Source organism: Listeria rocourtiae FSL F6-920 (assembly GCF_000525975.1).
Classification (GTDB): domain Bacteria; phylum Bacillota; class Bacilli; order Lactobacillales; family Listeriaceae; genus Listeria_A; species Listeria_A rocourtiae.
Window position 1 is genome coordinate 25,297 of the sequence record NZ_AODK01000017.1, and the last position, 25,540, is coordinate 50,836.

Annotated in this window: 27 protein-coding genes and 1 pseudogene; 3 read left to right on the plus strand and 25 right to left on the minus strand. The window is 40.0% G+C overall.

Annotated elements, in window-relative coordinates:
- Window positions 1-144 precede the first annotated feature (144 nt).
- Window positions 145-348 carry a putative holin-like toxin gene (locus PROCOU_RS06655; RefSeq protein ID WP_036070744.1) on the plus strand — a complete coding sequence of 68 codons (204 nt, stop codon included), beginning with the start codon at window positions 145-147 and terminating at the stop codon, window positions 346-348.
- Window positions 349-408: 60 nt separating this feature from the next.
- On the opposite strand, the gene PROCOU_RS06660 is transcribed toward PROCOU_RS06655, so the two are convergent.
- The 11 genes from PROCOU_RS06660 to rhaB all read right to left on the minus strand — a co-directional run bounded on the left by PROCOU_RS06660 (window position 409) and on the right by rhaB (window position 10,591).
- Window positions 409-1,068: a DedA family protein gene (locus PROCOU_RS06660; protein WP_036070772.1), complete on the minus strand. Its 660-nt coding sequence runs from the start codon at window positions 1,066-1,068 to the stop codon at window positions 409-411.
- A 194-nt stretch (window positions 1,069-1,262) separates the two neighbouring features.
- Window positions 1,263-1,601: a hypothetical protein gene (locus tag PROCOU_RS06665; RefSeq protein WP_036070746.1), complete on the minus strand. Its 339-nt coding sequence runs from the start codon at window positions 1,599-1,601 to the stop codon at window positions 1,263-1,265.
- Between the two features lie 105 nt (window positions 1,602-1,706).
- The gene (locus PROCOU_RS06670; protein ID WP_036070747.1) at window positions 1,707-2,828 is read right to left on the minus strand and encodes a nitric oxide synthase oxygenase; all 1,122 of its coding nucleotides are present in this window, start codon (window positions 2,826-2,828) and stop codon (window positions 1,707-1,709) included.
- A 273-nt stretch (window positions 2,829-3,101) separates the two neighbouring features.
- Window positions 3,102-3,404 carry a hypothetical protein gene (locus PROCOU_RS06675; RefSeq protein WP_036070748.1) on the minus strand — a complete coding sequence of 101 codons (303 nt, stop codon included), beginning with the start codon at window positions 3,402-3,404 and terminating at the stop codon, window positions 3,102-3,104.
- A 20-nt stretch (window positions 3,405-3,424) separates the two neighbouring features.
- Window positions 3,425-3,985, minus strand: coding sequence for a YdeI/OmpD-associated family protein (locus PROCOU_RS06680; RefSeq protein ID WP_036070749.1), 561 nt, complete (start codon window positions 3,983-3,985; stop codon window positions 3,425-3,427).
- 197 nt (window positions 3,986-4,182) lie between these two features.
- Complete coding sequence (locus PROCOU_RS06685; protein WP_036070750.1) at window positions 4,183-5,037, minus strand: LD-carboxypeptidase; 855 nt, start codon at window positions 5,035-5,037, stop codon at window positions 4,183-4,185.
- A gap of 281 nt (window positions 5,038-5,318) precedes the next feature.
- The gene (locus PROCOU_RS06690; RefSeq protein ID WP_036070751.1) at window positions 5,319-6,626 is read right to left on the minus strand and encodes an MFS transporter; all 1,308 of its coding nucleotides are present in this window, start codon (window positions 6,624-6,626) and stop codon (window positions 5,319-5,321) included.
- 23 nt (window positions 6,627-6,649) lie between these two features.
- Window positions 6,650-6,964 (minus strand): L-rhamnose mutarotase, encoded by a 315-nt coding sequence (gene rhaM, locus PROCOU_RS06695; RefSeq protein ID WP_036070754.1) that lies wholly within the window; start codon window positions 6,962-6,964, stop codon window positions 6,650-6,652.
- A 58-nt stretch (window positions 6,965-7,022) separates the two neighbouring features.
- A complete protein-coding gene (gene rhaD / locus PROCOU_RS06700; protein ID WP_036070775.1) occupies window positions 7,023-7,838 on the minus strand; it encodes a rhamnulose-1-phosphate aldolase in 816 nt (271 codons plus the stop codon).
- A gap of 29 nt (window positions 7,839-7,867) precedes the next feature.
- Window positions 7,868-9,130: an L-rhamnose isomerase gene (gene rhaA, locus PROCOU_RS06705; RefSeq protein WP_036070757.1), complete on the minus strand. Its 1,263-nt coding sequence runs from the start codon at window positions 9,128-9,130 to the stop codon at window positions 7,868-7,870.
- The gene (rhaB, locus tag PROCOU_RS06710; protein WP_036070758.1) at window positions 9,131-10,591 is read right to left on the minus strand and encodes a rhamnulokinase; all 1,461 of its coding nucleotides are present in this window, start codon (window positions 10,589-10,591) and stop codon (window positions 9,131-9,133) included.
- A 120-nt stretch (window positions 10,592-10,711) separates the two neighbouring features.
- Between rhaB and PROCOU_RS06715 the strand changes: the two genes are divergently transcribed.
- Window positions 10,712-11,527: a DeoR/GlpR family DNA-binding transcription regulator gene (locus tag PROCOU_RS06715; protein ID WP_243832123.1), complete on the plus strand. Its 816-nt coding sequence runs from the start codon at window positions 10,712-10,714 to the stop codon at window positions 11,525-11,527.
- A gap of 293 nt (window positions 11,528-11,820) precedes the next feature.
- On the opposite strand, the gene PROCOU_RS06720 is transcribed toward PROCOU_RS06715, so the two are convergent.
- The 14 genes and pseudogenes from PROCOU_RS06720 to PROCOU_RS06775 all read right to left on the minus strand — a co-directional run bounded on the left by PROCOU_RS06720 (window position 11,821) and on the right by PROCOU_RS06775 (window position 23,858).
- A complete protein-coding gene (locus PROCOU_RS06720; RefSeq protein ID WP_036070760.1) occupies window positions 11,821-12,456 on the minus strand; it encodes a hypothetical protein in 636 nt (211 codons plus the stop codon).
- A gap of 115 nt (window positions 12,457-12,571) precedes the next feature.
- Window positions 12,572-13,309, minus strand: a complete 738-nt coding sequence (locus PROCOU_RS06725) for a glycosyltransferase family 4 protein (protein ID WP_244266251.1) — start codon at window positions 13,307-13,309, stop codon at window positions 12,572-12,574.
- 34 nt (window positions 13,310-13,343) lie between these two features.
- Complete coding sequence (locus tag PROCOU_RS18360; protein WP_244266252.1) at window positions 13,344-13,601, minus strand: hypothetical protein; 258 nt, start codon at window positions 13,599-13,601, stop codon at window positions 13,344-13,346.
- A 156-nt stretch (window positions 13,602-13,757) separates the two neighbouring features.
- The gene (locus PROCOU_RS19470) at window positions 13,758-15,017 is read right to left on the minus strand and encodes a lipopolysaccharide biosynthesis protein (protein ID WP_482796762.1); all 1,260 of its coding nucleotides are present in this window, start codon (window positions 15,015-15,017) and stop codon (window positions 13,758-13,760) included.
- Window positions 15,018-15,024: 7 nt separating this feature from the next.
- Window positions 15,025-15,888, minus strand: coding sequence for an O-antigen ligase family protein (locus tag PROCOU_RS06735; RefSeq protein ID WP_425268384.1), 864 nt, complete (start codon window positions 15,886-15,888; stop codon window positions 15,025-15,027).
- A 13-nt stretch (window positions 15,889-15,901) separates the two neighbouring features.
- On the minus strand, window positions 15,902-16,282 hold the full coding sequence (locus PROCOU_RS18375; protein WP_244266255.1) for a hypothetical protein: 381 nt from the start codon (window positions 16,280-16,282) through the stop codon (window positions 15,902-15,904).
- Between the two features lie 5 nt (window positions 16,283-16,287).
- Complete coding sequence (locus PROCOU_RS06740) at window positions 16,288-17,034, minus strand: WecB/TagA/CpsF family glycosyltransferase (RefSeq protein WP_036070761.1); 747 nt, start codon at window positions 17,032-17,034, stop codon at window positions 16,288-16,290.
- Window positions 17,034-17,609: pseudogene (locus tag PROCOU_RS17460) on the minus strand (sugar transferase); the annotation flags it as partial. The pseudogene PROCOU_RS17460 and the gene PROCOU_RS06740, both read right to left, overlap by 1 nt.
- A gap of 54 nt (window positions 17,610-17,663) precedes the next feature.
- A complete protein-coding gene (locus PROCOU_RS17465; protein ID WP_036070784.1) occupies window positions 17,664-18,326 on the minus strand; it encodes a CpsD/CapB family tyrosine-protein kinase in 663 nt (220 codons plus the stop codon).
- A gap of 113 nt (window positions 18,327-18,439) precedes the next feature.
- Window positions 18,440-19,039, minus strand: a complete 600-nt coding sequence (locus PROCOU_RS06755) for a YveK family protein (RefSeq protein WP_244266256.1) — start codon at window positions 19,037-19,039, stop codon at window positions 18,440-18,442.
- 4 nt (window positions 19,040-19,043) lie between these two features.
- A complete protein-coding gene (locus PROCOU_RS06760) occupies window positions 19,044-19,274 on the minus strand; it encodes a hypothetical protein (RefSeq protein ID WP_036070763.1) in 231 nt (76 codons plus the stop codon).
- On the minus strand, window positions 19,252-20,535 hold the full coding sequence (locus PROCOU_RS06765) for a nucleotide sugar dehydrogenase (RefSeq protein ID WP_036070765.1): 1,284 nt from the start codon (window positions 20,533-20,535) through the stop codon (window positions 19,252-19,254). Before PROCOU_RS06765 ends, PROCOU_RS06760 begins: the two co-directional genes overlap by 23 nt.
- Complete coding sequence (locus PROCOU_RS06770; protein WP_051994251.1) at window positions 20,536-20,994, minus strand: DUF4352 domain-containing protein; 459 nt, start codon at window positions 20,992-20,994, stop codon at window positions 20,536-20,538.
- Between the two features lie 149 nt (window positions 20,995-21,143).
- Window positions 21,144-23,858 (minus strand): immunoglobulin-like domain-containing protein, encoded by a 2,715-nt coding sequence (locus PROCOU_RS06775; RefSeq protein ID WP_051994252.1) that lies wholly within the window; start codon window positions 23,856-23,858, stop codon window positions 21,144-21,146.
- A 1,033-nt stretch (window positions 23,859-24,891) separates the two neighbouring features.
- Here PROCOU_RS06775 and PROCOU_RS06785 point away from each other — a divergent pair.
- Window positions 24,892-25,482: a recombinase family protein gene (locus PROCOU_RS06785; RefSeq protein ID WP_051994253.1), complete on the plus strand. Its 591-nt coding sequence runs from the start codon at window positions 24,892-24,894 to the stop codon at window positions 25,480-25,482.
- Window positions 25,483-25,540 lie beyond the last annotated feature (58 nt).

A 25,540-nucleotide genomic window follows, 5' to 3' on the forward strand; every position in this document is an offset into this window, starting at 1 on the left:
GATTCGAATCGACACTAATTAGCTGGATTTTCATTAGGTTTTTAGAACTTTATGTTTATATTTTTATAAAAATGTCATCCGAACAAAAGCGACTCTTTAAGAATATTATATTAAGTGTCTACTCTAAAGAAAGGAGCCGCCTTTTTGTCTGTAGCAGAAACTTTGCAATTGGCAGTTGGTTTCGGAAGTCTTTTGATTTCCTTAATTGCTCTTGTATTGCATTTATTAAGCTTAACAACGACAACAAAAATAACCATCCTCACTCGGGCGAGAGTCGATGGTTATCACTATAAACTATTGTCACCGTCTTTAACGGAGCTACTATCAAGAAATCATTTTGACGCATAGTTTCCTTTTGTTACCCTTGTTATAACATTTTTTGAAATTACCGTCAAAGTTACTTCATCCTTATTTCGCTTTCTTACTATCCATTTTACCTTTAATAAACGAGAAAATCATCGGTAAGATTGATACGAAAATAATACCTAATACAACGAGTGAAAAGTTCTCTTTTACAACTGGAATATTCCCAAAGAAATAACCAGCCATTGTGCAAATAAGTACCCAAACCGTCGCACCAAGCAAGTTATAATTCAAGAAATAACGGTAATTCATGCGACTTGCACCAGCTACAAATGGCGCGAAAGTACGGATAAATGGCATGAAGCGCGCAATGAAAATCGTTTTACCACCGTGCTTATTGAAAAACGCTTCTGCTTTATCCATTTTTTCTTGATTAATGACTTTGCCAAGCCAACTGTCTGGCGGAATCGAGGTGCCGACTTTTTTACCGATATGGTAGTTGACGGTGTCGCCCAGTACTGCGGCTACCCACAAGACAATGAGAAGCACGACAATATTGAGCTCTGATCCTGGTAGTACTGCCAAAGCGCCTGCTGCGAACAGTAGGGAATCTCCTGGCAAGAATGGGAAAATAACAAGCCCCGTTTCTACAAATATAATTAAGAAAATAATGACGTACGTCCAAACGCCAAATGTATTGATAATTTCAACAAGATGCTGATCAATATGGATGATGAAGCTGATCATCGCTTGAATAATATCCACGAATCTATCACGTCCTAACTCAAATTTTGCTATTAATTTGTTCACAGTTGTCTTCTATTGTAACATATTTATTGTTCATACTATATCATACTACGGACTTATTTACATAAACTTAATAAATGAAGTCTGATGAAAAAGCACAATCCACATCTACTCAAAGTTTCTGAGTGAGACGCAGATTGCGCTTTTTTAAATTATGCTTTTGCTTCTGTTAAATCATCTGCCGTGCTTAGGCTAATTAAGCCAGCTACGCAAAGCAGTACGATTGGAACTAGGAACATCATCGAGACGCTCATTGTGCAAGCTACAGCCGAGGCGATTAGCATGACGCCACCTTTTAGTGGTGCTTTATTCATGATAATGGCGCCGAACAAGCCAACAAATGACATACCTAATGTTATGAAGTTCAGAATCGTGAATACTAACGAGTCTTCTTCCAAAATACGTGCAATGCTGTCGACGGAAATAACGGTTAGGCTAAGCCCCATCGCGAGCAATGCTCCAATAATCCCCAATGCTTTCGCAAAATTCATCGTAAAAACTCCATTCGATAGACATATTTATCCGGCTTCCGTGTATGGGCTAACGCAAACTCGTGGATGTCTCTATGTTACCATTTTTACATAGTATTTGGCAACTCAATGAAATGGACAACCACCACGTTTTACAGGCATGATTTCGGCACGCTTAAATAGCGCGTCTTGATAGAAAAAATTCGGTTTGAGGATTTTGTTCGGGTAGCGTTGATGGAACATGTGCGTCGTTGCAGGAGAGACTGGCGGGATAAGCCATGCCCATTCGCCGGTAACTTCGCGCCCTGCGGCTTGCTCATTTGTTTCGAATTGACCAAATTGGCGGGCTGCGGTATGATGGTCGACAATCTGAACTTTGGCTTTGTGATAAGAATCAAGGACGGCAACATTGAGCTCCACCAAAGCGCGATCTTTCCATAACGAATCGAGACGCTTCGTATTTAGTCCAAGTTTCTCGGCTACAGCGGCAAGCTTGTTGTACCTCCCCTGGTCCGCAAAATTCCTCGCGCCAATCTCCGTTTCCATATACCAGCCGTTGAATGGTGCCGCTTGATATGTGATGCCTCCAATTTCGAGCTTCATTTCGGAGATGATTGGGACAGCATACCAGCGTAGACCAAGCTCGGCGATTGATGGGAACTCCGGGTGCGCAATCGGGACTTCGAGTACGATTTCTGGCGGGATTTCGATAACGTTTGGCACCGCATCAGCATTTTCTTGAATTACGAGTGGTAAAATATCGAATTCTCCACGTGCGCCACGCCAGCCGAGCTTTTCGCATACTTGCGTAAAGGACACCGATGCTGGATCACCAATAACGCCATGCTCTGATGCGTATCCAGCATAACGAATTAGCTGGTGATTCCAGATTCGTGGACCGTCACTACCTGGCTTGAAAATTGTGATAAAAGGCCTGATTTGACCGCCATTCGTCGCTTTTTCGATATGTTCAAAAAGCGCATCGCGAATTTCCGACACCGTCTTTGCTTCGCGAGCGTCAACAACTTGGATGCGATCCCAGAACAGTCGGCCAATACAGCGGTTACTGTTTCGCCATGCCATTTTTGCACCAATCACCAATTCTTCCATCGTATGCAAATATGTACCTTTTTGCGTGATTTCCTGTTGCACCACACCAACACGTTTTTCAAGTTCTGTCACGTCTATGCCTAACTCCGCATAAGATTTAGTTAAAAACTCGATTGCTTCCTCCGTACGTACTGACATTTTTATAGACTCCTTTCATAACTTGATTATGCTCTTATTTTAACACATGATTTCTCGTGCAATGAGTTAATCACCATTTTATTCATAACAGCACCAAAAAAAAGAACCAGCCGGGGGAAGCTGATTCAAAAAAGGAGTTTAAAGGACTCTTACAATTAGAAAAAAGGGGGGGGGGAAAAACTAATTGCTATCCTTGTTTACATTTCCTATAATACAGGCTATCGATGAAAGTTTGCAGGGATTTTCATTAGAATTCCATGAAACTTTCATTTTTTATGTCATGCTGTATCTAATTGTACCTTCTAGCGTTATATCCGTAATGCTTAACCGTACTGTTTGAATCAAATCGGTAACTTCTCCAATTTTTGTGATAATGATAGCGCTATCTGTATTTAAATAAGAAAGAACAATATTTTTGGCCAAATCTTGCTCTGCCGTAGGTATCTCGATACAACACTCCTCACCATTTTCCAATTGAGGGATATTCGTCGTTTTTTGCTGACCATCTATGTATATAAAAACTTTTTGCGCCAGTTTGTTCTGCGCTCTATTCACTACCCTAATTTCTAAAGCCATACTATACTCACTCCTTCTATTTAAACATCCGTCAGCCGACCACCATCATTCCATTTACCGTACAACTCACCCCTCCTCGTCTTTTCAAAAAAGGTTGCCAGTCGCTTATCATATAACGCGCGATCCTTAGCAACTGATTGGATATTATCTAATTTGATTCGAACATATAAGTCGGGAAGTTTCGCAAAATTCTCTGCTAAAGCCACGTCCTCTACTATCGCCTCCAATATATCCGTAGCGATTTCAAATTTCGCTTCCAAATTTGGTAAAACGCGTTCCCCTTGCGGTGTCATTAAACCCAGTTTCCTCATCCTACGCGCACGCTCTTTATTTAATTCTGTCCAATTACTTTTCGGTACGCGGTGTGAAAATCGTTGCGCAATGTGCTCGTCATCCAGACCTTTTTTAGTGCTATCTATCCAGCCAAAACACAAAGCTTCCTCTACAGCATCAATATACGTAAATTTACTCTGTTTTCGCGGCAAAATGAGCCAACAATATTTCTCAAATTCACCGTTTGATTCCAGCCACGCTCGCCACTCACTACGATTCATTGCATAAACCTTGTTATCGATATCCACTAAAATCCCTCCCGTTACTTCACAATCATAACCTACTGCACAACAAAAAAACCAGCCGGGGAAGCTGGTCAAAAAGGGAGTTTGTATAAGGAACAACACAATTAGAAAAAGGGGGAAACTAATTGCTGTCCTTGCTTTACACTTTTTATAATACAGGGAATTGATGAAATTTTTGCGGGGGTTTCATGAGAGTTTTATTAGAATTCAAGTATTTTGCCAAGCGGAAATGGCCAAGCGTTGTCATTATGCCCAACAACAGTGGTTTTTAGCAAAAATTTATTATACCTTTCCATATACATTTGAGCTATTTCATCAACTTCCTGCCGCCGTCCCGACTTCTCCAGCTCAGAAAAAGTTCCTAAAATAATACCATTCGCATGTTCTAGATATCCAATTTGATCCAATTGCGCAAAATAAGTAGCGATTTTATTACGATTACCACTCATTGCTTCCAGAAGAATTGTTTTTCCAGCAGGATCAGGTAAATATCTCGTACCAGCAAGCTTTAACAAGCATCTAATATTTCCACCGATAACTTCTCCGCGCATCTTAGTCACTTTACGTAAAATCTCATATGGAAAAACAGGCTTTTCCCCATCCAAAAATACCTTTTTAAACTGCTCCAACTGGAACTTTGATTCGCTCCCCGTCAAATGGAGAATCTGGTAATTATACCCTTCAACACCAGTATTCGCCCATACCGCATTCAACACTACTGTTAAATCACTATATCCAACAAAGGGTTTATTAGCTTTTCTTATAATTTCAAAATCAAGGTATGGCAAAATTTCATTCGCTACATCCCCGCCCGAAATATCAAATATCGCCTTGATTTCAGGATTTTGATATAGCTTCATCAATTCTTCGGCACGTTTACTGGCACTTCGATCCATTCGCTCGTTTTCTACCTTGAAAATCGTACTCGCTCTCACGCATTCTATTGAAAAATAATTTAAGAGCAGCTCCTCCAAACGTGTGATATCTCCAGCATTCTCCCTACCACGCCCATTAGAGCAAGCAACCAAGCCTATTGAATCACCTTTTTTAAGCATAAAATCTTCTCCTTTAGCATTTCCTAACTTGGTTCATTGTATCATGTTTTGAATTTGTACATACAAAAACACCAATCCTAGTCAGGACTGATGTTTTTATAAGAGAGGTATGAAAAAAGGTGAGAAACATTGCAACTACTCTAAAAGGGAGTTAAAAAGTAGTTACTGTTATCTACAAAATATACATTACAGGACAGTCATGAATTTTTTAAGATGAAAATATGAAATTTTTATTAACAAAATAATGCCTGCTAAAATCAGAAGTTTGATTTAAAATCATTCTATAAACCATCTAATTGCTCTTCCTCGATAATGCCACTTTCCTCTGGGCCGTAACGCTCCTCCTCAATCTCTTTTAGCGTTTTACCACGTGTTTCTGGCGCCAAAACTAGCCCAATAATTAAATGAATCACAAGGAAAATAATCATCACGACACCCGCTGCTTTGAATCCCAGAAAAGTAATCATGGCCGGTACAACAAGTGAAATCAAACCAACACCCACTCTCACCAAGCCAAACATCAACCCTTGAACTTTGGCTCGATATTGCGTTTTGAAAAGTTCACCTGCCCATAGTCCATAGAACGCCTGCGCTCCAAATCCAGCCGCAACACCCCATAAAATAATAAATAATAGCAATTGCGTCATTCCCATCGAGCCAAACGCCAGAATAATCCATGCTACAATCCCCATCACCGCACCAATTCCAAACAACAATTTCCGGTTCAACGTATCACCCAATTTAATGAAAACAAAGTACGTTGATAGAATCGTAAACACCCATAACGTCCCTTGCAATAAATTCGCGTGCGCTGGTGTCAAACCGCCAACAACTTGATAAATATATGGCATGAAATAACCCATTACACCCGCAACCAAATTCCAGAAAAAGTAGATTCCAAGAACGAGCATAATCGCTTTTCGGTTCGCTTTAATTGTAAATAATTCCTTAATCGAGACTTTTTTCCCTACATTTTCCGCTTTTGAATCCTCTTTTTTCTGATTTTCCCACACGGTAGACTCATTAATTTGTTGTTGTAAAATCCACGTGATGAGAGCGATTACAAATAACATCCCAAAAATAATACGACTTCCCATCAAACCAAGCGGTGCCATTAATACCGCCAGAAATAGCATAACCGCGGGACCCACCGACCAAGCCAACTGCCCATACCCAACATGCGCTGCCCTATCCTTTGCTGGAGCTTCCTCTGCAATATACGTCCAAGCCGCTGGGATCGCTGCACCGACTGCTATCCCTGTCACAATATACCCCGTCAACAACATACCGAAATTCAATGATAGCGCTATCAAAAGTACGCCAATCATATATACAATCAAATCGTATTTATAGATAAATTTCCGTCCATATTTATCGACTAGCGCACCACCGATAAAAGCACCAACAGCTGATCCAAAGCCATTTGCACTAACGGCACCGAGCAAACCGACAGATGCATCCGATAAATTCAAATAATTCACCCATAGCGTAAGACCTCCAGCTGCTGCAACAATAGATCCAGCTTCCAGAAAATTCGACATCGACACAGTAAGAGTCGCTTTTAAACTACCTTGTCCTGCATTTGCCATACATTTTTCCTCCTTCTTCTATGTTACGCAAGATAAAAAACAGATGTTAAATCTTTCGAAACGGGGCTATTATCTTCATTTGTATCCATGAACGGCTCCATATATGCCCACCATTTTTTGCAGATTTCAGTTGATGCAATTTCGTCGTATTTTTCTTTATTTTCAACTTCTAAGTACGCGAACAAAACGTGTGTATTATCGTCCAGGAAAATCGAATAGTTCTGCGCGCCATGTTCTTTTAGTGCTTGCTCCATTTCTGGCCATAAATCATCGTGCCTCGCCTTATATTCTTCTACAAAACCATCTTTCAAGTACATAATTGATGCCACTCTCTCCATGTTGCGACGCCTCCTACTATATTTAGGGTAGCGAAAATTAATCGCCACCCAATAAAATTTACTTAACTCCTACTTGTAAGTAGCCTGATTTCGCTGTTACTCCAAATGCATCTGCTAAGTCTTGTAGCTGTTGATCGGTAATCGTCTGCTGTGCGCCACCTTGTGCTTGAACTAGTGTATAAACTTCCGCAGCTTTTTCAGCTGTTTCAATTAAGCCAAACACTTCATCCATCGTACTCCCAGCTCCAAAAATCCCATGATGTGGCCAGATAACTAGGCGGAATTCGCGCATTTTTGTAGCAGTCGCTATCCCAATCGCATCCGTTCCAGGCACCATCCATGGTAAGATTCCGACACCCTCTGGGAAAACAACAATACATTCTGTACACATCTGCCATAAAGTACGTGTGAAATCACGTTCTTCTAAAGAATGCGTAAATGTCATAGCGATAATGTTAGTTGCATGGTTGTGCATAATGATACGATGATTAGCATCTATTTTCAGGCGTTCGATGTGGCTCATAAAATGTGATGGTAACTCACTTGTTGGTATACCACCATCGGTAAAGCCCCATAACAATTCCACACTGTCACCTGCTTTAGCAACGCGGATAATACCAAGATTTACATCAGGTGCATCGATAACATTTTTGAAATATTTTCCTGAACCAGTGACAATGAAATATTTTCCTGCAAGCTCCGTCGCATCAAAAATCATCGGAATTGTGCGGATCACTTGGTCCGGATTAAGATACTCTCCAACCTCCGCCTCCGTCAGCAAATAACTAATATTACCACCATTTCTTTCATCCCAACCTAGACGATATAAGTTAGCCGTTACTTTCATCATTTCCTGTACAAATGGTGCTTTCATAACCTCTTTACTCAATTCCAATGACCTCCTCAGATCGCTTTACCAGCACATTTTTTTTCATAATCTTTCACTTCTTTTAGCCATTCCTCCCGAACAGGCACGTTTTGCATTTGGCAATAATAATCCCAAACTGCGACAAAAGGAAAGTCCTTCAACTCTTCTGTCAGAGCCAAACGTGACGTATAATCACCATCCAACTCTATTTTTCGCAAATATTCTGTTGGTTCGAGCATTGCTTTTAAAAGTGCCTTCAGCGTATTTCGCGTTCCAATGACCCACGCAGCTACGCGATTAATCGTCGCATCGAAGAAGTCTAAACCGATATGCGTTTTGCCTAGCAAATCATTTCGAACTAACTCACGCCCAATTTCCTGCAACTCATCATCCATAATCACCACATGATCGCTATCCCAACGTACTGGACGGCTCACATGTAGCAAAATCCCATCACTAAACAAAGATAGCGATGATAGCTTGTTTGAAATCACTTCTGTTGGATGAAAATGTCCCGCATCTAGACAGATTAGCTTGTTGCGCGTAATGCCATACCCCATATAAAACTCGTGAGATCCTACCGTATAAGCCTCCGCACCAAGACCAAATAGCTTACTTTCCACCGCGTCCAGCGTATATTTTCGGTCTAACTCCTCTGCAAAAATAGTATCGAGCGATTCCATCAAACGTTTACGTGGTGCTAAGCGATCAATGGGATTATCTTTATATCCATCAGGAACCCAAAAATTATTGACCGATGTTTGCCCTAGTTCTTCACCGAAGTATGCCGCTACTTTACGAGATCGCTTCCCATGCTCAATCCAAAAATCGCGAATTTTTTTATCTGGATGGCTCAGCGTAAAACCGTCTTCAGAGTTAGGATGTGAGAAGAATGTAGGGTTGAAATCTAAACCTAAACCTTGCGCTTTGGCCCAATCTACCCATTTCACATAATGTACTGGTTCAATTTCGTCTAAATCAACTGGCTCATCTGTATCTACATACATGGCATGGAGGTTCACTTTATGTTTTCCGGGAATTAATGAGAACGCCTTTTCCAAGTCCTGACGCAACTGATCTGGTGTGTGCGCAGCACCAGGATAATTTCCCGTAACCGAAATACCACCCGTCAGCTCCTGATCTGGATTCATAAAACCGGTCACATCATCACCTTGCCAACAATGCATAGAAATTTTCACATCTGCCAAACGCTTTAAAACATCATCCACATTCACGCCATATTGCGCATATTCTTCTTTTGCCCAATCATACTGTTGTTGCAACTTTTCGTTCCCCATTTAAAAAGCCTCCTGTTTTCCAGATATATTTTTATACCTTGCCCGAATTTCCGCCATATTTACACCATTGCTCGGCACATATGTCGTTACCTTAGTCGAGTTGCGAATCAACGCTCGAACCTCTGCTATATCCTTGGCCTCACCACTTGCAATCATCTGTACCGCCAGATTTCCAAGTCCAGTGGCCTCAGTTGGTCCTGCATGCACCGTAATCCCTGTCAAATCAGCCGTTAATTGGTTTAATATCGCAATATTCGAGCCACCACCAATAATATGCAGATGCCTCACTTCTTTTCCTATCAGCGCTTGCAACTGTTCAACCTGAATCGCATACTGAACCGCTAAACTATCATAAATAGCACGCGCCAATCGACCCGGTGTCTCCGGAATGGGCTGCCCCGTTTCCATGCAGTACGCCTGAATCTCCGCAATCATATCTGTCGGATTCAAAAAACGATAATCATCTACACCAATCAAAATGGAAAATGCTTCTTCACCAGCAGCTAATTCTGCCAACTCTGCATAACTATAAGCATAATTCTGCATCCTCGCAACCTCTTGAATTAGCCACAACCCCATAATATTTTTCAAGAACCGGAATGTGTTATACGCACCCCACTCATTCGTATAGTTCGCCTCAAATGCTACCTCGCTATTGATTGGGTTTGGTAACTCTGCTCCAAGTAACGACCAAGTCCCGCTTGACAAAAACGCCCAATCATCACCAGTCCCAGGTGCTCCCAATACCGCCGAAGCTGTGTCATGCGTTGCCACTACAATCACATCACAATCCGGTAAATCATACTGCTCATGCCACTTTCTCGAAACCTTTCCCAACAGCTCACCTGGATTCACAAATCGCGAAAACTGCTCCGCGTCCAGTTGCACTAAATGCAATAAATCCTCATCAAATTGTTTCGTATGTAAGTTCAACATTTGAGTAGAAGAAGCATTCGTCACTTCTGTCACACCCACACCCGTCAAAAGATATCCCAAATAATCAGGTACCATCATCACTGCATCTACCCGCTTCTTAAGCGCAACATCTTCCACATATAACTGATACAATGAATTAAACTGCAAAAATTGAATCCCTGTTTTCTCATAAATATCCGCAGCCGGAACTTTCGCTAAAACCTCTTCCATCGCGTAATCCGTCCGCTTATCTCGATAACTCACCACTTCATGTAATCGCTTTCCTTCTTTATCTAATAAACAGTAGTCTACCGCCCACGTATCAATTCCTAACGTGCAGCTTGTCACACCTGTTTTTTTCAATTTCTCCAAACCAATTAAAATGTTCGTGAATATATGATCAATGTCCCATACGCATTGATTATCAACCTCTGTGAAGCCATTTTGAAAACGGTGAATCTCTGTCAGCTCCATTTTTCCACTCACTAGCTCGCCCATAAGTAAACGCCCACTTGACGCGCCAACATCCACAGCCACATGTTTCAAAAGCCCTTCCCCCTCCACATTTTTAATTTATAAACCAAGAATAAACCAAAATCATCATTAAGTCAACATTTAAATTTACTATTTTGTAGTTTTATGTGGTTTTTGTGTGGAGTTTGATTAATGCTTGCTTGTAAATCTAGCTTTGTTTACAATGAAGAAGACAAGGATGTGATGAAAATGCTTGCTTTCGAGCGAAAAGACAAAATACTATCAGAAATCAAGAAAAACAAGAAAGTCCACGTATCCCAACTAGCCAAGATTTTCAGTGTGTCCGAAGAAACTATTCGGCGTGATTTAGATAAGTTAGAAAAAGAAGGTATTGTGGAACGAAGCTATGGTGGAGCGACACTAAGCCAACATACAAACGAAGATTTACCATATGCCACGAGAAACATCATTAACGTTGAAGAGAAAAAAGTAATCGCAGGAAAAACCACATCACTAATCAAAGCCGGTGATTCCCTCATTGCGGATACGAGCTCTACCGTTTTTGAAGCCCTGAATTTGCTCGTACGTGAGAAAGAAAATCTCACAATCATTACCAATTCGATTACAGCCGTGGATTTGCTTTCCAAATTTAAAGTACAGCTTATTTTGACCGGTGGAACATTGCGTACTAAATCCAACTCCCTGATTGGTTCCGATGCTGCCAATACAATCAGTCGCTATTTTGTAGACTATGCGATTATTAGTTGTAAAGGTATCTCTATGGAAAATGGTATCACTGATTCGAATGAGCCAGAAGCCGAGATTAAAAACCACATGCTCAAACGTGCTAACAAAGTGATTCTAGTCGCTGATGCTTCTAAGTTCGACAAAAGCGCCTTCATTAATATTGTCGACATCTCAGAAATCGATTACCTAATCACCGACCAAGAACCATCACACGAGTGGCGACAATTCTTAAAGGAAAAAAATGTGACACTTATTTACTAATAAGCATTTTTGAAGTACTTCTCAACAAAAAACCATGCCTAGCTCAGCACACACAAAATATCCTCACCACAATATTAAAAAATGCGTATCGAAAATCTAATGTCAGATTTTTGATACGCATTTTTCCACCTGTATATACAAAATACTATTAACATTAAGTATATATCAGCGCTAATCCAGATATGATATTTTTATTCTCAGCGTAGCACCGCCTCAATCCACTTGTTTACTAAGGGGAATGCTATCATAGTTCATTTAATTGGCTTTTACATTACCAGAAAGCAATATGTCATTCAATCTAATCTACATAAATCTGGTATTTTTTTAATACTAGTTGTATATGTAGCACAGACCTGCCTATCAATATATTGTGCAAAAGCTGTGGCAGAAAATGTTATTTTATTGTTTCGGCGACTAAAATAAATAGCGTTTTCTTCGGATAAATTTAAACAAGCAGTGTGAATCATTTCTTTAGAATAATATGCCATCTCATTGCATAGCTCGTCTAACACCAAATAAAATCGTTCTCTACCTCTTTTAATAAACAGCTCAATAAGTGTATTCAAAATGGCTGACTTAACATTTTCTTTGCTTAAAATACATTCTCTCCATATTGACTGTTGTTGTTTGCTCCACAATATTAAATTACACACTTCTTTTCTATCGCCCATCCTTCTTAACAGTGGCATTGGGAGGTACCATATACATGTATTTTTCCAAGCTCTAAATGTAAGTGACTTCACATTGAATAGCATTCCATCTGTTCCTATTAAATGTAAATTATTAGCACCCGTACATGATACCAAGCCATCGTCAACGAGTATAATGCCTGATTCATAGTAAAATGTTTCATCTTTCTTAACTGTTATTAATTCAGCGTGTTGTTGGAATTCTATCGTGTCTGTGAGTGGAAGCCAAAGTTCCTTCATAGCATAAAACTCCTTTACTTGAATTCATTCACTTTATATTGTTAATTTATATTTTGTGCTAAGGTATTTATTTTTTATATCATTCATCTTGATATGATAGTCTCTACTCTGTTCTTCATCTCAATGCATTATATAGATCCATCCATTTTTCATGGTATGCTTTGAGCGAATATTGGTTTTTTATTGTGCTTCGTGCAGCTATACTATACATTTTCTGCCTTCTAGTATCCTTTAAAAATGATGTAAGTTTGCCTACCATATCCTTGACATCACCTGGCTCTGAAAGCATCCCATTTTCACCATCCTGAATCACTTCCGGAATGCCGCCAACCCTTGTCGAAAGGTTGGGAATTCCCGCTGCCATCGTTTCTAGAATCGCCATTGGAAGCCCTTCATGATAGGAAGGTAAGAAATGCAGAAGCGCATTCTCCAAAACTTCCTGCTGTTCTTCTGTATCAATCCAACCACCGATGGCAACATTCTGAATTTGCTGCGCGTGAATCGCGGCAGCTACTTGTTTGGCTTCACCATCTCCATATAAGACAAAGCGCACATCCGGGAATATAGCCTCTATTTCTCGTGCTACCTGTAAAAGATCGTAGCTCCCTTTCCGCTGTCCCATCCGTCCAAATGTCACAATGGTCTTTGAGGACAGCTGAAAAATAGACTGCTCGGGTAGTTTCACAGCATTAGGAATAACCGTCACTGCTGTATTTGTGAGTTGCTTATAAAAATCTGCCCAACTATCACTTAAGACAACAAGACGATCTAAACGGTCTAGCGCCTTTCTAATCTGGTTTTGTATAAAAATGCTACTCTGCTGGAAAAACACATCAAACTGCGAGGCATGCATATGAAAAATCACCCGACAACACTTCGGAACAAGCCTAGCTAAGAGCGCCTTTCGAAAAAAAACTGCCTTTTTGGGCGACATGAAAATGGACAACATCAATCTGCTCTTCTCGAATGATATGCCGAATCATTTGAAAAGCTCGCCATTCTGTACGCCATTTTTGTTCCCCTGACCAAGAACTTAAAAAGAAAAGACGATGCTCAGGATGGCTATAATATTTTTGAAAATTAGACAGCACTGTTGCCATACCACCTTTTGCCCTCGGATCTGGCCCTACCATTAATATGTTCATGCACTTCCTCCTTTACGGTTGCTAAATTTTGTACGAAGATCCCTTATATCTTGGCGGTACAACCAAACTAAGAAGGCAAACGCTCCAATAATCAGCGCTTTTTCAATCCATTCTTGTCTAAAAAAAGCACTGTAAACAGCGAGCCCATATAAGATGCTAATGATGATTAAGTGCCGCTTGACAGAAAAACCCTTCCCAAATACGCATGGAAAAAAAAAAGTACGAGCTAGGAAAAAAATAATGTACGCTGTTCCTGTCGCAAGCGCTGCACCCACCGCACCGTAGAGTGGGACGAACAGAAAATTCAATACCACTGCAAAAATAAGAGCAATCAATGAGACATAAATATTCAGAGCGCTGCGCTTTAAAAAAAACGATACCCAGATTGGTCGTTTCACTAACTGTCATCATAAGTGGGTAAAAACAAAGAAGCGGAAAGATATACTGCGCTTCCAAATATGCTGGTGAAAGAATCACAACAATCCATTCTTTGAAAAAAAGCATCGTCAGAAAGAAAAAACTAATACCAAACATCACTATATGACTCACTTTTTCATAATAGCTAATCGGCTTCTTATGCTTGTACCATTCGTACGCCGTCGGAACCCAAAAATTAGCAAAACTCACCTGAATAATCATTAGCGCACTGGCGACTTTAAACGCAGCAGTATAAATACCAAGAACATAAAAATCAGCCAACATCCGTAGGAAAACCTTATCTATTAGAATAAGTAGACTGTAGAGAAAGGTTCCTACAACAACGGGTAATCCAAAATGCGCCAGCTGCTTTAAGAGGTGGGTATCCAGCTTCCCTGGCATCGCACGAAATAGATAAAAATGAGCCAATATCAATAGAAAATCACCCACAATTTGCCCGATTAACATACCGTAAATAACCGTAATGAACGTCGGTGGCCCAACCCATAGCGCAACCAGTGTCCCAATCAAAATCATTCCCTTGACAAGAATACTGTAGAATGAAAAAGAAAGTGCTCGATTTTCCATTCGAATGAGCAATAGCAAGAAGCGCTCAAAAATCAGGAAAAAGCTCGAAACCCCCAACAAATAAATGGCGATAGTATAACTTGAATCCGCAAATAAAATAGTGGAAATCCAAGGTGCAAACCCTACCATGAACCCGATAAGCGCTAAGGAAGAAAGAAGTGGAATCACCATTGCTTGCTTCATTAGAGTGACCGGCTTTGGTTGATCGTGAAATTCTCTGGTAAATGCCTGATCAAATCCTAAATAAATGATGTAAATCAAGAAAGTCTGCGCCAGGAAGAACATACTTGTCTTTCCATATTCTGAAGGTGACAAAAAATAAGTGGTCACGGGGATCAAGATTAAATTCAGCAAAGCTGCCCCCAATGAACCAATCGAAAATTGGCCTAAACGAATCAATAATTGTTTCAAAATAACCTCATTCTTTCTTAGATAGAATAATACCGCCACAAACAAGTCCTAAAAAGGTGGAAGACAACGCTGAAAATAGAACATGCCCAGCGAAGAAACTGTACATCACGATTACGAGAAACATATAACTATAAATAGAGCGCTCACCTTTTGCAAAAGCCAACCATGAAAAGTATCCAAGCATCAGAACTAGAAGTAGGATTCCGAGCATTCCTAGCCCAAATAATCCATCAAAAAAGTCCATTTCAATCAGCCCGAGCCGTCCGAAATTTTCTAACCTGTACTCAAACCCTTGCCCAAATAAAAAACTGAAACCAAGATTTGAATCCTCTAAAAAATACGTCATCCCACTTTCTAAAAAATCGCTTCGTGAACTCGTCAAAAGTCGCACTAAATCCCCATCGTACAAATGGTAGAAATAAACAATACGTTCATACGTCCCTTCCACTATCTCCACAGCATAATGAATGCCTCGAAACACTACCCAACCAATAGCAAGAAAGCTGGCAATCCAAATCAAGATGCGGTGCAATGTCGAGCGATAACCTGTGCCAAAAAGGAGATGCACAAGTAGAAAAACACTCACCGTCACGCCGTATAAAATACCTGTTTTCGTACCCACTAGAAGCAAGCAGATGATATTGCCAGCATAAAGAACAAGCAATAGTAGCAATCGCATGTTCCACTTTCCCGCCAACTGTAGCCACAGTGCTCTTGCCGTAAATGTAATTGAAATAATGAAGGCAAAACTAGTATCATTATTTGCGAAAAAATAACCTTTATACCCAGCATCTGAATTGTCATACGTTTGATAACCCACACCAAGCACATACGGAATCAAAAGACCAGCAGTAAATAAAAAACTAATCACAATAAACAGTTCTTCATAGCGGATTGTCCTGAGAACACTTTTTCGTTGATAGATGTAGTAAGGAATCAAAACCCATAAAAAAATATTTGATAAAAACTGACAAATCCGCCATCATCCAGCTAATTGGATTTTGTAGAAAAATTCCCTGCAAGAGCCAAATCAAGAGATTACCTGCAACAAACAAAAAGGTGATATATGTCAATCCTGATTTTGGAAGATCTTCCATACCAATTGAAATAAGCAAAAATAAGAGGAAAACAAAACGATAGCCAACCCCGACAGGCACCGGTATTCCAGTGGTAAGAAACAGCCCATTTAAAAAATCAATAAGCGGAAATATCGCAGTAAGGCCAATAAAAATAAGAATATTAAGAGGTATTTTCGTCATTGTCATTTTTTTTAACTCCGTTCCCACTTCTCTTTCAGAACCCGTTGAATAAAAGCAATATTGCCGATAATATAGCGTTTGAACATCCGCCTTGGCTCCTGCACCCATCGATAAAACCATTCCAACCCTATTCGTTGTATCCATTTCGGTGCCCGTTTCGTTTTACCAGCAAGCACATCAAAGCTTCCACCAACACCCATCACAAAAGGAACCTCCATAACTGACTGATAATCACGAACCCATATTTCTTTTTTGGGGCTAGAGAAAGCAACGAAAAGCAAATCAGCTCGGCTATCACGAATCGCTTCTGCAATTTCCATTGATTCCATCTCTTCAAAATAACCGTTGCGAAAGCCCGCAATATCTAATTTGGGGTACTGTTGCCGATGCTTGGTAACAACCGCTTGAACGACATCTTCCGTAGCCCCAAAATAGTAGGGGCGCCAACCCTTTTCAGCCGCTTTTTTAACTAATTCCTCAAATAAATCAATTCCAGTTACTCGTTCTGGTACATCATAGCCAAGAAATCGAGCTGCCCATACAATCGATTGTCCATCCGCATTAATGAGTGCACTTTTATTAATAATTTGCCGACAAGTAGGATTCTGCGCCATAAGGTTAATCTTTCCTGCATTAATAACTACATGCTGTACATATTCCCCTGAGGTAACAAACGCTTCCACACGCTCCAAGGTTTCCTCCATCGTCAGCGGATCTAGATAACTTCCAAGCAGGTGAATTCGCTCCTTTGCCACCATTAATATGCTCCTTTAGGCATCAGGATAACCAAAACTGTTTTACCAATAATTTTAGCATCTAACTTGAACGAAACCTGTTGAATATATTGCAAATCTAGCTCAACCATTTCTTGAAAGCTGAGCTCATTACGCCCACTCACCTGCCAAAGTCCCGTACACCCTGGTATGATTGAAAGCCGTTTCTTATCATGCGTAGTATATTCGGCTACTTCCCGTGGTAAAGGTGGCCTGGGACCTACGAGCGCCATATTACCCTTGATGACATTCCAAAGCTGTGGTAACTCATCGAGACTCGTTTTTCTTAAAATACGTCCAAATTTAGTGACACGTGGATCATTTCTCAGTTTAAACATAGCTCCTTCGATCTCATTCTGTTTTAAATAGTAATTTAATTGGGCTTCCGCATCCACGTGCATCGTCCGGAATTTATACATATAAAATAAATGACCATCTTCTCCGACGCGCTTTTGCTTAAAAAACACAGGAGCATGCAAACTGGAAAGCTTGATTACTAACATAATAATGATTAAAATTGGTGACAGTAACGCAAGAGCAAGCAAACTTATGACACAATCAGATTTTTTTTTTAATTTTTAAGATACATATTTGGTTTCATGTGTCTTGCACTCCTAATAATAATAATTTTCCATATTTTTAGTGCCATTAAATATAGCACCTAATATTTTTGTTTGAGAGAGGCTGAGCTTTTCAACAGCTTGAACAGCCTTTACTCGAAGTGTTTTATGGTATCGGCAAACTAAAATCATGCCATCCACCATATCAGCTAGCGCCAACGCATCCGAAACAATCGTAACGGGAGGTGTATCGATGATGATATAATCAAATTCCTCTCTAAGCTTTTCCAGTAGTTCTATCATCTTTTCAGACGATAGTAGCTCACTTGGGTTTGGAGGTATGGAGCCACTTGTTAAAATAAAGAAATTACAATCTTCTAAAGTTACGTTTTGTAACCCATCTTCCACGCTATGGTATCCTAAGATTATATTGGATAAACCGGCATGAAGGCCCTTGGAAAAACGTCGATGCAATGTTGGCCTCCGCATATCTGCATCAACCAACAAGACGCGCTCTCCTCTTTGAGCATAACTGATAGCCAAGTGCGAGGCGATAGTAGATTTACCCGTGCCACTTTCTGGAGAGGTAATCAGAATCACCTGTTTCTGCTTATCGATATTTGAAAAATCTATCCCTGTCCGAATCAACTTAAACTGCTCGCCCACAGGAGAATAACTTTTCTTTCCTTTCCTTTTATATCTCGACAATGGACTCACCTCATTTTTCATTTCTTGCTTGCACGTTATAGCTAACCGAAAACTCACTTACTTCACCTAAAACATTTAAATGTAACAACTCCTGAATCTCATCAACGGATGTAAATGTACGTTCAAAAAAAAGCTTCGTCAAAATAAAGATAAATCCTATCATGACCCCGCAAAGAAACGACAAACTCATAATTAAAAAATTTTTGAGGCTTGATGGGCACTTCCTTGCCTGTATACATAGCATCCGAAAGCGTCGTAACATTCTCTATTTTCATGATTTGAGCAATTTCTTTTTTGAAAGTTTGAGCAGTTAAATTTGCAATTCTTGCAGCAACTTCAGGACTTGGGTTATCTACACTTATATCAATAACTTGTGAATTGGTTGAATTTTTAACTTGAATCATATCTGTAAGTTCTTGGATATCATATTTATTTTGTAGTCCCTTTTCTACTTTCGTCAAAATTCGCGGACTCAAAATAATCGCACTATACGTATTGACCAATTGCAAATCAGCTTGAACAGTCTGAGCCTCTAAATTATTTTTTTGCACATTCTCAGACTGATTGACTAGGATTTGCGTTTTTTTTTGATATATCGGTGTAGCGAAATAATGTAGATAAACAAACGCGCTTGTCAAAATAATCAACAAAATCCCGATAAGCCACCATTTATTATTCTTGATAGACACAAGAATTTTGTTTAAATCGATTCGAGTATTCACAATATCATTCTCCTAGTCCCAAATCTTCTTTAAGAACTAATGCTTCACCGACACAGTTAATAAAAAGGACCCTTTTTATTTGAGGATAACTTTTCAAAGATTGTAGTAGTTTAGATCTAGATTCTGCCTCGAATGTAGCCACAGAAACAAAATCTCGATTCACTACTACACCACTTTCCAACTCCAAATTCGCGTTCCAGAGAAAGCCATCACTAAAAAGCGTATTTACCTTCATAGTTTGTTTCACTCCAATTGAAATTACCCAAATTATATTTGTTTATCGAAACATCCGTTATTTCTATACAATTCTTCGTATCAAAAATAAGTTTCTTTTCCATAGAAGAAAAATCCTCTGATAACAAAGATCTAAATGCATCATGATCGCATAGAACTAAAGCCATCTCGCTTCCTGTCAGAGCCTCTTCCAAATTAGATGCAATAAATGATTGTGTCACATGGGGATCGTATACACGAATGTCAAATTGACCCAGCGCTTGAAGTCCATTATAAATAGCCATTGCTGGACTTTCACGTATATCATCCGTATTTCCTTTATAAGAAACGCCTAAAATAGTCAACGTTTTAGACTGATAGTGCTGCATTAACTCTTGTACCTTATCTATGATGAATTGCGGCATCGCATTGTTGATGTCTCGCGCTGCTTGAATAAGCGTTGTTTGTTCCGGAGCTTCTGAAATAATAAAATAGGGATCAACCGCTAAGCAATGCCCACCTACACCAGGCCCTGGCTGATGAATATTTACACGAGGATGCCTATTAGCCATCTCAATCACACGAAGCGCATCAATATTTAGAGCGTCTCCTACTCTCACCAATTCATTTGCAAGCGCAATATTGACATCTCGATACGTATTCTCCATTAGTTTAGAAAGTTCAGCAGCCGAGGCCGTAGCTCCAATCAGTTCACCTCTCACAAAAAGCTCATAAATCTCTTTTCCTCGCTTCGTACAAGCTTCCGTAACACCACCTATAATGCGGTTATTAAAAATGAGCTCCTCTAAAATTTTCCCAGGTAATACTCGTTCCGGGCAATGCACAAGATAAATATCTTGCCCAATATTAAAACCAGCTTCTTCTATCATCACTTTTATAATGCCTTCTGTTGTTCGTGGCGAAACGGTGGATTCAATAATGACGGTATTACCAGTTTCCAAGTAAGGTAAGATGCTTAACATTGCTTGTTTCACATATGTCAGATCACAGCTCTTAAATGTATCTTGTTGGTTCGGTGTAGGAACAGCAATAATGAAAACATCGGCTTTTTCCGGTACCAAGCTAGCTTTAAAATTCCCCGTATCTATTACTCGCTGAAGCATTGCAGGTATTCCAGGCTCCTCAATATGCACTTCTCCTGCATTTAACTTTTCTATAATTTCCTTTGAGATATCAACGCCTACAATGTTAGCACCATATTTAGCAAAGATTAGAGCTGTCGGTAAACCTATATAGCCTAAGCCCATCACATTAATCTTCATTTAATTTTCCACATCCCAGGACATCATTTCTTTCTTACCGATACGATAAATTAATTTCGTCGCTTTTTGATCTTTATTCAACGTGAACGATACGGGGCCAGAAAGGGTTTTTTCTGGTTGGATTTCTCCACCGAATGCTGCGTAATTATAGTCTGTTTCTAATGTTTTGTTGTCTTTTGTCTTCAGAATAAAATCAGCTGATCCCAGTCCTTTATTGATAGAAGAAACGTTTTTACCTGTGACACGGAAGGTGTAAAGATTTTGCTCTTTTTGGTCTTTTGAAATAGCTTTCGTAACTTCTTGTTTATCTAACGTTAATTGGATTCCATTGACAACCACAGGCTCCGATGCAGTGACTTTCTTATTATCCGTAGCTGATTTATTGTTATCTGTTGCTGATTTTTTTACTATTTTCCTTCGCTGTGCTGGTATCTTTTGGATTAGTATCCGGCTCTGCATTCGTTGAACAAGCCCCTAGCACGGTAAGAACAACTATGCTACTAGCAATTATTATTTTTTTCATAAGATATCTCCTTTATTCCATAAAATAGGCTATTCCTGCAAGATTGCTCTCGCAGGAATTAAGCCAGTTATTTTTGTGCTAATAATTATTGAACAGTAATCGTACTATCATCGAGCTCTGTGTGATCTAAGCTGAAACCTGTTAACTTAACAACATCTCCTGTTTGAAGTCCTAGGTTACCAACATAGTATGAGAAGGTGCCATTCAGGTTGAATGTACCGCCCCAATTACCAACGACACCATTGACAGTGATACGTCCGCGTGCCACATCACCTGTATAGGTACCTGTCAAGTTGGCGCCTCCAGCGGTATAGTTATCTAATGTGATGGTACCTTGAATATTTGGATTCACGCGCACAGTAGTTTTATACAATTCACGATCATTTGCATCGAGCGCAATTAATGTCACATCGTCTCCAGCTTGAATCACGCCAGCGCGTACAAAGTATGAAAAGGTTCCATTCGTGAATGTCCCACCACCAGCGGTAATGATATTGTTATTCACCACTAGACGCGCAGATGCTACATCACCGGTGTAGGTTCCGGTAATATTAGTCTCTCCCACTTTGTAAGCATTGGCTGTAAGCGTTCCTTGTGTTAGTGCAATTGTTACTGGGCTACGATCAAGTACTCTCCCGCCTGGGGCGTCGAGTGCAATGAGTTCTACGTCATCGCCAACTTGAATCGTACCACTTCGAACAAAGAAGGTGAAGGTTCCATCCGCATTGAATGTTCCGCCAGCAGGTATCACGACATTATTGTTGACCAATAAACGCGCACTTGTGACATCACCCGTATACGTTCCTGTGATATTGCTATTTCCTTGTACGACACGGAATGAATTTGGTGTAATCGTTCCTTGCGTTGATGCAATCGTTACTGTGCTACGATCAAGTTCTCTTCCACCTGGGGCATCGAGCGCAATGAGTTCTACGTCATCGCCGGCTCGAATTACTCCAGATCGAACAAAGAAGGTGAAGGTTCCATCTGCATTGAACGTTCCGCCAGCAGGTGTGACAATATTACGATTAACCAACAGGCGAGCACTTGTGATATCACCCGTATACGTTCCTGTAATATTAGCGTCACCCACACGATAATTCGCTGGTGTAATCGTTCCTTGCGTATTTGCAAGGACGCTTACTGTTTTACGATCAAGTTCTCTTCCACCTGGGGCGTCGAGTGCAATAAGTTCTACGTCATCACCAAATCGAATCGCACCACTACGAACAAAAAAGGTGAAGGTTCCATCCGCATTGAATGTTCCACCAGCAGGTGTAACAACATTATTGTTGACCAATAAACGCGCACTTGTGACATCACCCGTATACGTTCCTGTAATATTAGCGTCACCCACACGATAATTCGCTGGTGTAATTGTTCCTTGCGAATTCGCAATCACGTTTACTAGCTGACGATCTAACACCCTACCTCCTGGAACATCCAATGCAATCAACTCTACCCTAGCGCCGGCTCGAATAGTGCCTGGGCTCACAAAATATGTGAAAGTGCCGTCTGCTCTGAACGTTCCACCAGCTGCCGTAATGATTCGACCATCAACTTCTAAACGTGCACTGGTTACAGCGCCCGTATAACTTCCTGTAATAGCTGTTGTCCCAACGGTGTAATCACTTGGTCGAATAGTGCCTTGTGGTAACGGAGACACAACAGTAAGTTGTTGCGTATCCAAAATACGGTTGTTGAAATCTAACGCTTGAATAGTCACAATATCTCCAGCTTTAATTCCTGCATTCCCAACAAAGAATGAGAAGTTGCCATTATCGAAATCACCACCAATATTTATGGAAGCTCCATTAACCCATACACGTGCTCGTACCACATCATCCGTGTATGTTCCAGTAATATTCATATCTCCCACATTAAAGCGGTTGGGTGTAATCGTTCCCACCGTTTGTGCGCTGGTAACTGTTCTCGATGCAATATTAGAACTCACATTATTAAATGTGGCCTGAGCCGTTACAACAGTTCCCACTGCTTGGGCCGGAATAGGAATAGTGTAATCCCCATTGTTGTCGGCTGTACCCGTCCCAATCACTGTTGTCCCATTTTCAATTCGTACTGTAGCTCCTGGATGTGCTGTTCCTGATGCGCTTGTAGACTGGTTCGTTAAGGAATCCAACGTTGTGTCTTCCAGCGTAGCTGGTTGAACAATAGTACTGACCGCTGGAGCACTTAAGTTCCCCAACACCGCCGTAGCAGTTATCGTACTCCCTGCTGGTTGAGCAGGTATAGAGATTGTATATTGTCTAGAACTATTGGCTGTTCCGCTTCCCAGCACAGTTGTACCATTTCGAATAGTAACTGTAGAATTAGCCTCAGCCAATCCTGTTACACTTGTTGATAAAGATGTTAAACTACCAATCGTTGTACTTCGCAAGGTTCCATAATCATTTCGCAACGAATGGTAGCTTGTAGCTAGCACTATACCACCTTTATTATCTTTGGTTGACAGCGTGTAGCGATACTGATCGCCGTATCGTGCATTGCTCGATGCACTAAATGTAAGTGTTCCTCTAAGAGCACCTACCCGCTGAGAACTAATTCTGTACCAAGAGCCATTATAATAGTCTTCCTGTGTCATGTAATATAGAGAAGAGGATGAAGTAAAAGTTACATCCATCACACCCCCACGATAATCATTTGGAGAAAATGGCCTATCCACAATCGATGTGATATTCCCAGATGTTGCATGCGCCTTTTCCCCTGGCGCTAAATAAGGATTGTACACGGCAACCAATGCCATAACAACACATATCATCGTAATAAATATTTTTTTCATAATTTAAAAATGCCTCCTTTTTACTGTTCAAATTTTAATTATCATATTTTGATATAGTTTCTATTTGTTTTAGATTAGAGTACGCTAACTCCCTTTGAAATCATTAAATTCCATAAGCACCATCCTCCTTCACCAACAGTTTCTAAACTCTAGATTGTTAGTAAATCTACTTTCCTTCACATTTTTCTCCCCTCCTTTACCATGAATTCTTCAAACAGTGTATCCATATATTGAGCGAGATATGGCAAAGAAGCATGCAACAATTTAGTTCTTTATTTATATGAACAGCACTTTTAAGATATAGTGATGCACAAGTAACCTGTAGCTGATTTTCTGAAAGGTTAGTTTGATTCCCAAAAATACTAAGCTAGACTTATGGATTCGTTGTAGTGTCTGTTTACTAATGCTACCCAACAATGTTTTCAGCAGCGCGGCTTCCATACATTCTACTGAGTTAAAAAAGCTACCCCAAAGGTTCTCTCGCTGGTACACAAAATCTATAGTCGGCTTTACTTTAGAATTTGGGAAGGCAAGTTTTATAAATTCCATAGATACCGCGAAACACTCTCATTCCAAGCAATATATGACTTCTTTTCGCCATACAAAATATTACTCAAAAAAACAGGAATTATTTTCATATAACTTCCTCTATGCCGGCTATAAAGCACCACATCATCAATCAGATATATGTCTTTCCAAAAAAATTTCCATTCCGAAATATAGGTGGATTAGTCGGGTATAATGCTGAAATTCAATTGAATCAATAAAGTGAACTAGTTTATTCCCCAAGACAAAGACCACCCTTCTAAAAAAACGTTCATTTTTTAGAAGGGTGGTCTTTCAGTCTATTTTTCTCACATAACTATACACTAGCATGGTTTATATGGCATTTAGTTCGAAAATTTAAAAAACGAACGTTTTTTGAGAAATTAAATATTTTGTGGTATATTCTACATATTATCTGTTTCACGCATAGTATGCAAGAGAAGCAGATAAAAAAAAGAGAAAATTTTAAAGGTAGGTGGTTACGTTCATGGAATATTCACAAATGGGAGAAGTGAAAGAAATGAAAGCTAAAATTTACGGCTACGCTAGAGTATCGACACAAGAGCAATCCATGCATAGTCAAGTGGATGCTTTAGAAGCTTTTGGCTGTCAGCAGATTGTTCTTGAGAAAGAGTCAGGTAGGAAACGACGAAAAGAGCTAGAAAATTTATTTTTACGAATGAGAGCCGGGGATACACTGGTCGTGACTAAACTAGACCGACTAAGTCGCACAACAAAAGATTTATTGGAAATCAGCGAGTTTCTGCAGAAAAAGAACATCCATTTCATCAGCTTAAAAGAAAAAATCGATACCTCCTCCCCCATCGGTAAGTTCTATTTTATCCTCATCGCGGCTATCGCTGAAATGGAAGTATCGATGATTCGAGAAAGGACTTTGCTGGGCTTAAAAGCAGCTAAAAAAAGAGGCCGATCTGGGGGGAGGCCAAGCATATCTGCCGAAAAAAGTGAAGCCATTCATCAACTAACTAATCGGGGTGTATCAAAAAAGGATATTGCAGCTAAATTAAAAGTGTCTATTTCAACTGTATATAATTATACTAAGCGTACATGTACGTAAAGGCTCATAAAAGCTATCGAACACTTATATGAAGTAATTTTTAAATAATTATTTTAAG

What these genes read in the sequence shown, in the direction of transcription:
- PROCOU_RS06760 (WP_036070763.1), bottom strand. Translation starts at nt 19,274, where the DNA reads ATGAAGGTAAATACGCTTTTTAGTGATGGCTTTCTCTGGAACGCGAAT.
- rhaA (WP_036070757.1), bottom strand. Translation starts at nt 9,130, where the DNA reads ATGGGGAACGAAAAGTTGCAACAACAGTATGATTGGGCAAAAGAAGAA.
- PROCOU_RS18375 (WP_244266255.1), bottom strand. Translation starts at nt 16,282, where the DNA reads ATGACAATGACGAAAATACCTCTTAATATTCTTATTTTTATTGGCCTT.
- PROCOU_RS06685 (WP_036070750.1), bottom strand. Translation starts at nt 5,037, where the DNA reads ATGCTTAAAAAAGGTGATTCAATAGGCTTGGTTGCTTGCTCTAATGGG.
- rhaD (WP_036070775.1), bottom strand. Translation starts at nt 7,838, where the DNA reads ATGAAAGCACCATTTGTACAGGAAATGATGAAAGTAACGGCTAACTTA.
- PROCOU_RS06765 (WP_036070765.1), bottom strand. Translation starts at nt 20,535, where the DNA reads ATGAAGATTAATGTGATGGGCTTAGGCTATATAGGTTTACCGACAGCT.
- PROCOU_RS06670 (WP_036070747.1), bottom strand. Translation starts at nt 2,828, where the DNA reads ATGTCAGTACGTACGGAGGAAGCAATCGAGTTTTTAACTAAATCTTAT.
- PROCOU_RS06740 (WP_036070761.1), bottom strand. Translation starts at nt 17,034, where the DNA reads ATGGTGGCAAAGGAGCGAATTCACCTGCTTGGAAGTTATCTAGATCCG.
- PROCOU_RS06715 (WP_243832123.1), top strand. Translation starts at nt 10,712, where the DNA reads ATGCTTGCTTGTAAATCTAGCTTTGTTTACAATGAAGAAGACAAGGAT.
- PROCOU_RS06725 (WP_244266251.1), bottom strand. Translation starts at nt 13,309, where the DNA reads ATGCATGCCTCGCAGTTTGATGTGTTTTTCCAGCAGAGTAGCATTTTT.
- PROCOU_RS06690 (WP_036070751.1), bottom strand. Translation starts at nt 6,626, where the DNA reads ATGGCAAATGCAGGACAAGGTAGTTTAAAAGCGACTCTTACTGTGTCG.
- PROCOU_RS06770 (WP_051994251.1), bottom strand. Translation starts at nt 20,994, where the DNA reads ATGCAGAGCCGGATACTAATCCAAAAGATACCAGCACAGCGAAGGAAA.
- PROCOU_RS18360 (WP_244266252.1), bottom strand. Translation starts at nt 13,601, where the DNA reads ATGAACATATTAATGGTAGGGCCAGATCCGAGGGCAAAAGGTGGTATG.
- PROCOU_RS06665 (WP_036070746.1), bottom strand. Translation starts at nt 1,601, where the DNA reads ATGAATTTTGCGAAAGCATTGGGGATTATTGGAGCATTGCTCGCGATG.
- PROCOU_RS06720 (WP_036070760.1), bottom strand. Translation starts at nt 12,456, where the DNA reads ATGAAGGAACTTTGGCTTCCACTCACAGACACGATAGAATTCCAACAA.
- rhaM (WP_036070754.1), bottom strand. Translation starts at nt 6,964, where the DNA reads ATGGAGAGAGTGGCATCAATTATGTACTTGAAAGATGGTTTTGTAGAA.
- PROCOU_RS06675 (WP_036070748.1), bottom strand. Translation starts at nt 3,404, where the DNA reads ATGGCTTTAGAAATTAGGGTAGTGAATAGAGCGCAGAACAAACTGGCG.
- PROCOU_RS06785 (WP_051994253.1), top strand. Translation starts at nt 24,892, where the DNA reads ATGGAATATTCACAAATGGGAGAAGTGAAAGAAATGAAAGCTAAAATT.
- PROCOU_RS06775 (WP_051994252.1), bottom strand. Translation starts at nt 23,858, where the DNA reads ATGAAAAAAATATTTATTACGATGATATGTGTTGTTATGGCATTGGTT.